This is a genomic window from Streptomyces sp. NPDC091209 (assembly GCF_044757755.1).
GTDB lineage: Bacteria > Actinomycetota > Actinomycetes > Streptomycetales > Streptomycetaceae > Streptomyces.
Genome location: NZ_JBIVVR010000017.1, coordinates 169168 through 179373, shown reverse-complemented (window position 1 = coordinate 179373; position 10206 = coordinate 169168). Strand labels below are relative to the sequence as shown.

At 71.2% G+C, this 10206-nt stretch carries 7 protein-coding genes and 2 pseudogenes; 3 read left to right on the top strand and 6 right to left on the bottom strand.

The genetic code is table 11. The annotated features are described in order from the left end of the window. Positions 1-359: 359 nt before the first annotated feature. The 5 genes and pseudogenes from ACIQRL_RS36210 to ACIQRL_RS36190 all read right to left on the bottom strand — a co-directional run. Positions 360-2174 carry an FAD-dependent oxidoreductase gene (locus tag ACIQRL_RS36210; protein ID WP_401339641.1) on the bottom strand — a complete coding sequence of 605 codons (1815 nt, stop codon included), beginning with the start codon at positions 2172-2174 and terminating at the stop codon, positions 360-362. After that, positions 2174-2437 carry a UBP-type zinc finger domain-containing protein gene (locus tag ACIQRL_RS36205; protein ID WP_067378125.1) on the bottom strand — a complete coding sequence of 88 codons (264 nt, stop codon included), beginning with the start codon at positions 2435-2437 and terminating at the stop codon, positions 2174-2176. Before ACIQRL_RS36205 ends, ACIQRL_RS36210 begins: the two co-directional genes overlap by 1 nt. A gap of 5 nt (positions 2438-2442) precedes the next feature. After that, positions 2443-2889 carry a thioredoxin gene (gene trxA, locus ACIQRL_RS36200; protein WP_401339638.1) on the bottom strand — a complete coding sequence of 149 codons (447 nt, stop codon included), beginning with the start codon at positions 2887-2889 and terminating at the stop codon, positions 2443-2445. Then, positions 2886-4283 (bottom strand): annotated as a pseudogene (locus ACIQRL_RS36195) (AAA family ATPase); the annotation flags it as partial. The gene trxA and the pseudogene ACIQRL_RS36195, both read right to left, overlap by 4 nt. Before the next feature lie 2 nt (positions 4284-4285). Further along, positions 4286-4711: pseudogene (locus ACIQRL_RS36190) on the bottom strand (Hsp70 family protein); the annotation flags it as partial. Between the two features lie 282 nt (positions 4712-4993). On the opposite strand from ACIQRL_RS36190, the gene ACIQRL_RS36185 reads away from it, so the two are divergent. Next, positions 4994-6772: a PucR family transcriptional regulator gene (locus tag ACIQRL_RS36185; protein WP_401339636.1), complete on the top strand. Its 1779-nt coding sequence runs from the start codon at positions 4994-4996 to the stop codon at positions 6770-6772. Between the two features lie 136 nt (positions 6773-6908). On the opposite strand, the gene ACIQRL_RS36180 is transcribed toward ACIQRL_RS36185, so the two are convergent. After that, entirely contained in the window at positions 6909-7799 is an 891-nt protein-coding gene (locus ACIQRL_RS36180) for a LysR family transcriptional regulator (RefSeq protein WP_401339634.1), read from the bottom strand. A 266-nt stretch (positions 7800-8065) separates the two neighbouring features. On the opposite strand from ACIQRL_RS36180, the gene ACIQRL_RS36175 reads away from it, so the two are divergent. Further along, entirely contained in the window at positions 8066-9253 is a 1188-nt protein-coding gene (locus tag ACIQRL_RS36175) for an MFS transporter (protein WP_401339632.1), read from the top strand. Positions 9254-9355: 102 nt separating this feature from the next. Next, complete coding sequence (locus ACIQRL_RS36170) at positions 9356-10201, top strand: aldo/keto reductase (protein WP_401339630.1); 846 nt, start codon at positions 9356-9358, stop codon at positions 10199-10201. Positions 10202-10206 lie beyond the last annotated feature (5 nt).

Below are 10206 nucleotides of genomic sequence, written 5' to 3'. Positions count from 1 at the left end.
AGCCTGACCGCTCGCGCCGAAGACCGAGGAAGGTCCGAGGGCACGCACGACACCGGGCGCCACGGAGCGTCCCGCCGCCCCAGCGGCAAAAAGGACGCCTCCGCCTACACCGGCGTCAACCCCGACGACTCACCTGCCGGGGACGGAAGCCGCTGAGGGAGCCCGTACGGAGCAGCCACCGCGTCGTGGCGCCAACGCTTCGAACCTCAGGCCGCGTTGAACTGATGCGCGCGACCGTCGAGAGGGGTGGGTGCCCAGACGGGCCTTTCCTGCAGACCCCCACCGCGGTGCCGCCGGACGGGCACGGCCACCGCCATCGCCTCCATCTTCCTTCTCGTGATCTCATCGCCCGCCATTCGTCATGCGAGCCATGCGGACTCCTTGTGACGTGTGCGTGGGGAGGCGTCCGAGCCGCCCGCGGCAACGGACGTGCCCGTGGTGCCGGGTGCGGCCGAATGCCCCAGGTGCCGGTGCACGAAGTGGATGGCCATCGCGCCCTCACCGGCCGCCGAGGCCACCCGCTTCACCGAGCCGCTCCGGACGTCCCCCACCGCGAAGACCCCGGGCAGGCTGGTCTCCAGGGTCATGCACGAGCGCCCGCGGCCGTCCCACACCTCGGGGTAGGCGCAGGCTTCCTGGGCCTCCGGGCCGGTGAGGACGAAGCCGCGGGAGTCGAGGGCGACGATGCCGGCGAGCCACTCGGTGTGGGGGTCGGCGCCGGTGAAGACGAACAGGCCCCGTACGGCGAGTCGGCGGTGCCCACCCGTGCGGTTGTCGACCACGTCGAGCTCCTCCAGCAGCTCCTGGCCGATGACCTCGGTGACCTCGGTGTGCAGCATGACCTCCACCCGCGGATGGCGTTCGACCTGCTCTATCAGGTAGCGGGACATGTTGGCCTCAAGGCTGGGCCCTCGGACCAGCAGGCACACCTTCGGGGCGTACCCGGCGAGGAACAGCACCGCCTGGCCCGCCGAGTTGCCTCCGCCGACGACGGCCACCGGGTCGGTGCGGCACTGCTGGGCCTCGTAGACGGTCGCGGAGTAGTGGACGCTCGTTCCCTCCAGGCGTTCGATGCCGGGCACCTGGAGCCGGCGATAGCGGGCACCTGTGGCCAGGACGACGGCGCGGGCGGCGACCTCGCTGCCGTCGGCGAACCCCACCACGTAGTGGTCCTCGTCCTTGGGATGGAGACCGGTCGCCTCCACCGGAATGCTCATCCTGGCGCCGAACTTGCCGGCCTGGAGCACGGCGCGTTCGGTGAGTTCGGCTCCGGAGATGCCGGCGGGGAAGCCGAGCAGATTCTCGATCCGGGACGACGTGCCGGCCTGGCCACCGGCGGCCATCGCCTCCACCACGGTGGTGCTCAGGCCCTCGGAGGCCGCGTACACCGCGGCAGCGAGGCCGGCGGGTCCGGAGCCGACGATGAGGACGTCGCCGTGACGGTTTCCGGCCGGCAGTGACGGCAGGCCGATGAGCCGGGCCAGTTCCGCGTTGCTGGGGTTGCGCAACAGGGCGGTGTCCCGCCAGATGACGAGCGGAGTCTCCTCCGGGCCGACGCCGAACCGGCGCAGCAGGTCCTCGGCCTCCTCGTCGGTCTCCAGGTCGATCCAGCGGTGCGGCAGCCGGTTGCGGACGGCGAACTCGCGCAGCCGCCTGGTGTCGGGCGAGTAGCGCGAGCCGATGATGCGGAAGCCGACGCCCTGTCCGACGAGCAGCGCGCGACGGCCCAGACAGGCGCGCAGCACGACGTCCCCGATGGTGGAGTCCTGGGACACCAGGTGGCGCAACTGGTCCAAGGAGACGACGAGGACCTCGCCCGGCTCCCTGGCGACAGCGGTGTAGAAGGCCACCTGCCCGTTCAGCAGCCCGAGTTCGCCGATGAAGCGACCGGGGCCGTGCACGCGCAGCACGTGCTCCTCGGGAGTGCCGTAGTCCTCGACGACGGCGACGGTACCGCTGAGGACGACGAAGAACGTCTCGCAGCGCTCCCCCTCCTGGATCAGCACGTCGTTCGGAGCCATGCTCCGGCGTTGCCCGTGCTCCGCCAGACGTGCTGTCTGGTCCTCCGTAAGGCGCGGATACGCGCCGTGGATGTCCGGGGTCTCCCAGAAGACGGCCTCGTCCGCTTCCTCCGGCACCGGTTCTCCGCCCGGCAGCGGCTGGTCGCCGGACATCAGACGAACGCCTCGTGCACGTAGCACCAGCGCCATTCCTCGCCGGGCTGGAACGACTGCACGATCGGATGGGCGTCGGCAGCTGCGTGCCTACGCGCGTGCTTGTTCGGCGAGGAGTCACAGCAGCCGACGTGCCCGCAGGTCAGGCAGAGCCTCAGGTGGACCCACGGGGAGCCGAGCAGCAGACACTCCTGACACCCTTCCGGGGTCAGCGGCTGGACCGGCCGGACGAGCGCGAGGTGGGGGTCTGCGTGCAGGGTCATCCGGATCACCCTTCCCGGGCCGTGATCGACTGTTCCACCCACTGGCGCAGAACGGGGGCGGGCGCCGCCCCCGCCTGCCGGGCGACCGTCTCGCCCTGGTCGAGGACGAGCAGTGTCGGTACCGCCTGGACCTCGAAACGCTGCGACAGCCGCGGGTTCTTGTCGATGTCGACCTTGACGAGTTTGATGCGGCCGGCGAGATCGGTGGCGACCTTCTCCAGCGCGGGGCTGACCATGCGGCAGGGGCCGCACCAGGTGGCCCACAGGTCGACCACGACGGGGACGTCGGCCCGCTCGGCGACCTCGCTGAAGTCGTCGTCGCCCGCGTCCACCATCCACGGCAGGGGCTGCTTGCAGTGGCCGCACCTGGGGCGGCCCTCCGCGGCCACGGGCACCCGGTTGGTGCGCCCCCAGTTGGGACAACTGACGGTCGTCGCCTGCATCGTGCTCATGCCGCCCGCGCTCCCTTCACGTCCTCGGGCTGGTCGTAGGTGACCACCAGCTCTCCGTGTTCGGCGTCGACGCGGACCGTCGCGCCGTCCTGGACGTCGCCGCGCAGCAGGGCGCGTCCGACCAGTGTCTCGACCTCGTGGGAGATGTAGCGGCGCAGTGGCCGGGCCCCGTACACCGGGTCGTACCCCTGGTGGGCGATCACTTCCCGGGCCGCGTGGGTGAGTTCGACGGTGATGCGGCGTTCGGCGAGCCGCTGCCGCAGTTCATCGAACTGCAGCTCCACGATCCGCTCGATCTGCCGCTCGCCGAGCGGTTTGAACAGCACGATGTCGTCGACACGGTTGAGGAACTCCGGGCGGAAGTGCCCGCGCAGCTCGCCCATCACCAGGGCGCGGGCGTCGGGCTTGATCTCACCTTCGGCGGTGGCGCCGTCGAGGAGGTGCTCGGAGCCGATGTTGGACGTCATGATGATCACGGTGTTGCGGAAGTCGACGGTGCGGCCCTGCGCATCGGTGATGCGGCCGTCGTCGAGGATCTGCAGCAGGGTGTTGAAGACATCGGTGTGCGCCTTCTCGACCTCGTCGAACAGCACGACCGAGTACGGCTTGCGGCGCACGGCCTCGGTGAGTTGGCCGCCTTCCTCGTAGCCGACGTATCCGGGCGGTGCGCCCATGAGCCGGCTGACGGTGTGCCGCTCCTGGTACTCGCTCATGTCGAGGCGGACCATGTTCTCCTCGGAGTCGAACAGAGTCCGGGCGAGGGTCTTGGCCAGCTCGGTCTTCCCGACGCCGGTGGGGCCGAGGAAGATGAACGAGCCGATGGGGCGGCGAGGGTCGCGGATGCCGGAGCGGGCGCGGATGACGGCGTCGGCGACGAGCTTGACGGCCTCGTCCTGGCCGATGACGCGCTCGCGCAGGATCTCGTCGAGGCGCAGCAGTTTCTCGCGTTCGCCCTCCTGGAGGCGGGCGACGGGGATGCCTGTCCAGGCGGCGACGATCTCGGCGATCTCCTCCTCGGTGACGACCTCGCGCAGCAGCCGGTTCTGCCCTTGTTTGGCGGCCAGTTGGTCCTCCTCAGCGGCGAGTCGGCGCTCCAGGTCCCGGAGGCGGCCGTAGCGGAGTTCGGCGGCGCGGTTGAGGTCGTAGGCGCGTTCGGCCTCCTCCGCCTCGTGACGGACCTGCTCCAGTTCCTGGCGCAGTTCCTGCACGCGGCGGATCGCCTGCCGTTCGGCCTCCCACTGTGCGTGTTTGGCGTCGGCCTCGCCGCGCAGGTCGGCCAACTCCCTGCGCAGCTCCTCCAGGCGGGTTTCGCTGGCGGGGTCGGTCTCCTTGGACAGGGCCGCTTCCTCGATCTCCAGGCGGGTGACGCGGCGGGTGATCTCGTCGAGTTCGGCTAGGCGGGCACCGTGATGACCGCCTCCGTGACCTTCTCCCCGAGCTGCTTGGAGGCGTCGTCGGCGAGTTTGCGCAGCACCTGTGCGCTGATCTCCTCAGGCGCATAGAGCTTGTCGCGCACCTTGAAGCGGGCCGCCCCGCCGTCGCCTTCGACGACGTCGTACGTCACCGCCCTGGCCTCCTCGGAGATCTCGTCGAAGTGCCGGCCGATGAACCGCTTGGCCGAGTAGATGGTGCCCTTCGGGTTGAGGATCGCCTGGCGCCGGGCCAGCTGGCCCACCAGACGTTCCCCGGTGTCGGTGAAGGCCACCACGGACGGTGTCGTGCGGTTGCCCTCGCTGTTGGGCACGACGGACGGCTCGCCGCCCTCCCACACGGCGATCACCGAATTGGTGGTGCCCAGGTCGATGCCCACTGCCTTGGCCATGAGGAACTCCTCCCGGTACGGCGCCTGCGCCGACTCTCCGGATCACATTCGTTCAGCTAGGGGTGGGACCTCCGCCGGTTTCCCACCCGTGCGCACGGAGGGTCTCGAGCACTCCCCAGGGTGACGAACCGGGTGGCTCCACGCCTGCGCCTGGCGAGTCAGGAATGCACGGGTCCGGTCGCCCCGCGAGTACGAGAGGAAGAATCCGAACATCTCGGACGAGCCGGACGGGAGCGGGTTACCACCGCTCGCCTGTAGGCTCGATGGGAACGGAGTGATCCGATGGCCAGCAGCCGGGCGCACCACCTGTACCGCCGCTGCTCCGACCGGGAGGACAGCCCCCCACGGGGCAGCGTCCGGCAGCCCGCGGCCGCGCGGAGAGTGCCTCGCCGACCCGCCCCAACCCCGGCCGATCATGCCCTCCGCGAACTGATGGCGCTCTCCCGCACCCTGTTCGACACCCCGGACGAAGGCGAGATCCTGCGCCTGGCCATGGACCACATAGCCGCCGCGGGGCCATACAGAGCCGAGGCCGGATACCTCAAGGTGGACGGCGACCTGGTCCCCAGCCCGAGGAACGGGCAGACGCATGCCTCGGCCGTGGGCCGGAGGGTGCGGGAGCTGGCCGGGCGGGACGGCCCCGTGACCGTACCCGGCAGGCCCTGGGGTCGGGCCCTGGGGCTACGCGGGCTTGAGGGACTCCACGGATACCTCGTGGTGACGTCCCGCTCCCGGCCGTCCGAGGCCGAGCGGTCCCTGCTCGCCACGCTCGTCCGGCACACCGCTGCCGCACTGTCAGTCGCCTTCGCACACCGCCGCCAACGCGAGGACGCGCTGGAACTGCACCGACTGAGAGACGAACGCACAGCCCTCCAGCGGCAGCTGATCTCCGTCGTGGCTGAGACGAGGTACCAGCGGGCCGTTCACGCGCTCATGGCCGACATCGCTGCCTCGGGCGGTGGTGAGGAGGCCATCACCCGCGCACTGCACAGGCTCACTGGACTCCCCGCGCTGGCCGAGGACCGCTTCGGTCGGCTGAGGTCCTGGACCGGCCCCAGCCGACCCGACCCCTATCCCGAACCGGACCCCGCGCGCCAGGACGAAATGCTGCACGCCGTCGCCCGTCAGGCCGGGCCGGTGCGGATAAAGGACCGGCTGATCACCCTTGTCCGCCCGCACGGCGAGATCCTGGGCGTGCTGGCGCTGGTCGATGCCCGGGACGAGGTCGACGAGCACACCGTACTCGCGCTGGAACACGCCGCCGCGTCGCTCGCCCCTGAGCTGGCGCACCTGCGCCATCTGGCCGTAGTGGAGCTGAGGCTGCACCGCGAGCTGGTCGACGACCTCCTGGCGGGGACGGACGAGGCGAGCGCCTACGCACGGTCCGAGGCAGTCGGACACGATCTGCACCGCAGCCACTACATCGTCGTGGTGCAGTGGCCGAGCCGGACTGCGGACGATTCCTTCGCGCAGACCGTGGGACGGACGGCCGCTGCCGTGGGCATGCGCTCGCTGCTGACCCGGCGTTCCGACCACGTGGTCCTGGTCGCCGACGACAGGCCGCACGCCCGCGCGTTGTACGAGGCGCTCGCCCGGGAGACCGGGACACGGTCCGGGACGATCGGGGTGAGCGCCCCTTGCGACTCCCTGGACGACATCCCCCACCACTACGAGGAGGCGCAGCGCGCCCTGGACGTGCGCCGCCACTCCCGCGAGCGCTACGGCACGACGTTCTTCGACGAGCTCGGCCTCTACCGCATCCTGGGACCTGGCAACGATTACCGGGAACTGGAGACGTTCGTCCAGGAGTGGCTCGGGCAGCTCATCGACTACGACTCCCGGCACCACACGGCCATGGTGGAGACCCTGTCCCGGTACTTCGACTGCGGCGGCAACTACGACGAGACCGCGGACTCCCTCGCGATCCACCGCAGCACGCTGCGCTATAGGCTCCAGCGCATCCGCGACATCAGCGGCAACGACCTCGCGAACGTCGAGGACCGGCTGAACCTCCAGGTGGCGACCCGAGTGTGGAAGATCGTGCTGGGCGGCCCCGGCTGATGCCTCGCCAGAACTCTTGCGCGATCGGCGTCAGCATCAGTAGGGCGAGCTGCCCAAGATGTCGCGGCCGGAGCGAGGCGGGCGCAGGGGCCCGGACACACCACCGACGCGAGACGCCTGGGCCGCGGCCCGGGCGTCACAGGGCGATGACGTGGTGGTCGACCAGGTCGAGCAGCGCCCGCAGGGCCGAGCTGGGCCGCCGGGTCGACGACGTGCCGAGATGCATGCTCCAGCGGAGCTGGGTGCCGTGGACGTCCAGGACGTGCAGGCCGGGCGTGCGGGCAACGGAGAACGCGGGCAGGAAGGCGATGCCCAGACCGTGCCGGACCAGTGCCGCCCCCATGTCGATGTCGGGCACCTCCAGAGCCACCCGGCGTACGACGCCCGCCACCGCGAACGCCCGGTCGACCACCTCGCGGTTGCCGTAGCCCGGCGGGAAGTCCACGAAGGGCTCCCCCGCGAGGTCCGCAAGTGCCACCTCCCCCCGCTGGGCGAGCGGATGGGCGGCGCTCACCACCAGGACGAGCGGCACGGTGGCCAGCTCCCGTGCGTCGATCCCGGCGGGTTTGTGCTCGGGGAGCGACAGGAAGGCCACGTCCAGGTCGCCGCTGAGCAGCGCGTGCGCCAGTCCCGCCGATCCGGTCGTCGCCAGCCGCAGCCGGACGTCGATCGCCGGATGCCGCGCGTGCAACTGTCCGAGGAGCGCAGGCAGGTCCACCACCTCGACCGAGGCCATGGCGCCCACGTTCACCGTGCCGCGCAGCGTGTCCTGTGCCTCGCGCACGGCGTCCTGGGCCGCCTGGGCGGCGTGCAGGGTGGCCCGAGCCTCCGGCAGGAGCGCCGCGCCCGCCCCGGTGAGCCGGACCTGCTGCGACGTGCGCTCGAACAGCGCGCAGCCGAGCTCGTGCTCCAGGGAGCGGATCGCGGCGGACACCCCGGACTGCACCACGTGCAGCCGACGTGCGGCACGCGTGAAACTCAGCTCCTCGGCGACCGCGATGAAGTGCTCCAGCTGGCGTAGCTCCACACGAGAAGTATCACTCGCACTGCTCGAGCCCAGCAAAAACATTCGTTGGCATTGATCCCCGCTGGTGAGGAGGATGGAAAACGCCATCCACTTCCGCCCGAGGAGGGGTACCCCTGCCTGCCGTACCGACGCCGCTCAGCCGTCCCACAGCCCACGCTCCCGGCGACCCGACCCACCGGATACCAGCACCCGCTCCCGCCGACCTGCCGCCCCGCGCCCCCGCCCGGCGCCGTACCTCGCACACGACCGGCTTCTGGTTCGTGGCGGTGGCCTTCACCGTGCTGATGGCCTTCGGCACCGCGCCGACCCCGCTGTGGCCGCTGTACGAGGCCCGGGACCACTTCGGCGCGACCACGGTCACGGTGGCGTACGCCTCGATGGTCGTGGGCGCGGCGGCCGCCTTCCTCGGACTGGGACACCTGTCGGACCGGCTCGGCCGGCGGCGCATCATCGTCCCGGCGCTGCTGGTCGGCATCGTCGCGTCGGTCGTACTGATCGTGTGGCGGGACCTGCCGGGGCTGATCGCGGGCAGAATCCTGAACGGCGTCGGACTGGGGCTGATGGCCTCGACCGCGACGACGTACCTGCACGACCTCCACCACGAGGCCCACCCGGAACGGACGGGTTCGGTGCTGCCCGGCATCGTGGCCACCGCCGCCAACCTCGGCGGCCTGGCCTCAGGCCCCCTGATCGCCGGAGCCGCCGCCGAGTGGCTTCCCACGCCCCTGATCACCACCCAGGCGATCTTCACGCTCGCCATGGCAGTGTGCCTGGCGCTGGTGCTGTCCACCCCGGAGACCGTGGACCTGGAGCTGCCCGCGGCCGAACCGCCCAGCAGGTTCGTCCTGCGCCCCGGCGGCCGGCGGACGTTCGGCGCGGCCGGCGCGCTGGGCGCCTTCGCCTTCGCGATCCTCGGCCTGATCTCCTCCCTCGGGGCGAGCGTGCTCCACGGCACCCTGCACACCGACTCGCACCTCGTGGTCGGCCTGGCCGCCTTCCTCATGTTCGGTTCCGCGGCGGCCGCCCAGCTGGTGCTGGGCCGCCTCCCGCTGCCCCGGGTCCTGACCGTGGGGGCAGTGGTCTTCCCGGTCGGCCTGGTCCTGTGCGTCGTCGCCCTCTACCACCCGGCGCTCTGGCTCTACCTGGTCGCCGTGTCCCTGTCGGGAGCCGGCTCCGGGCTGCTGTTCAAGGGAGGCGTCGAACGTGCCGTTTCAGGGGCCGAGCCCGCCTCACGCGCGGGGGTCCTCGCCGTGTTCTTCGTCGTCGCGTACCTGGGAATGGGCCTGCCCTCCATCCTGTTCAGCATCGCCCTGAGGCATTTCGCCGTGCAGACCGCGATGATCGGCTTCGCGGCGGTCCTCTCCTGCGGCGCCGTCGTGTCGGTCGCCGTCGCGTTGCGCGACCGCGCACCCGGTCCCGGCACGCTCCCGGCGCGCTCCGCTCGCCCCTCCTGACCTCCCTGCGCCGCATGCGACCCCGGTTGTCTGGGAGGCGCGGACCTGGGCACTCGGTGCGGGCGCGCGTGACACGGATCCGCGGCAGACGGGAGACCCGAGATGTCTGTGGAATCGGCCAGAACGATCGCGCTCCCCTCCGGTGAAGAGATCGCGGCACTTGGGCAGGGCACGTGGTACCTGGGCGAGGAACCGGCCCGGCGTGAACAGGAGATCGCCGCGCTGCGGCTGGGCGTGGACCTGGGCATGACCGTCGTCGACACAGCGGAGATGTACGGCGACGGCGCAGCCGAGGAGCTCGTCGGGGAGGCCCTCCGGGGACGCCTGGAGGAGGTCTTCCTCGTCAGCAAGGTGCTGCCCGGCCACGCCGACCGGAAGGGCACCGTCGCCGCCTGCGAGGGCAGCCTGCGGCGGCTCCGTGCGGAACGGCTGGACCTCTACCTGCTGCACTGGCGGGGACGGTGGCCCCTCGAGGAGACTCTTGCGGGCTTCACCGACCTGATGGAGGCGGGGAAGATCCGCTACTGGGGCGTGAGCAATCTGGACGTCGCCGACATGGTCGAGCTGACCACCCTCCCCGGTGGCGACGCCGTGGCCGTCGACCAGGTGCTGTACAACCTTTCCCGGCGCGGCATCGAGTGGGATCTGCTCCCCTGGTGCCGCGAGGCCGGGGTGACGGTCATGGCCTACTCACCGGTCGAGCAGGGGCGGCTGCTGAAGGTCGAGGCACTGGATGCCGTGGCCCGGGCCCTCGGAGCCACGCCGGCCCAGGTGGCACTCGCCTGGGTGCTGGAAAAGGGAATGGCCGCGATCCCGCGTTCCGCATCGCCCGACCACGTGCGGGAGAACCGCGGCGCGGTGGACCTCCACCTTCCCACCGAGGCGGTCGAGGCCCTCGACGAGGCGTTCCCGCCGCCCAGCGGGCCCACGCCCCTGGAGATGCTCTGAAGCTG

Coding starts and splice junctions, on each gene's coding strand:
- ACIQRL_RS36210 (WP_401339641.1), bottom strand. CDS start 2,174: ATGTCCGGCGACCAGCCGCTGCCGGGCGGAGAACCGGTGCCGGAGGAA.
- ACIQRL_RS36205 (WP_067378125.1), bottom strand. CDS start 2,437: ATGACCCTGCACGCAGACCCCCACCTCGCGCTCGTCCGGCCGGTCCAG.
- trxA (WP_401339638.1), bottom strand. CDS start 2,889: ATGAGCACGATGCAGGCGACGACCGTCAGTTGTCCCAACTGGGGGCGC.
- ACIQRL_RS36185 (WP_401339636.1), top strand. CDS start 4,994: ATGGCCAGCAGCCGGGCGCACCACCTGTACCGCCGCTGCTCCGACCGG.
- ACIQRL_RS36170 (WP_401339630.1), top strand. CDS start 9,356: ATGTCTGTGGAATCGGCCAGAACGATCGCGCTCCCCTCCGGTGAAGAG.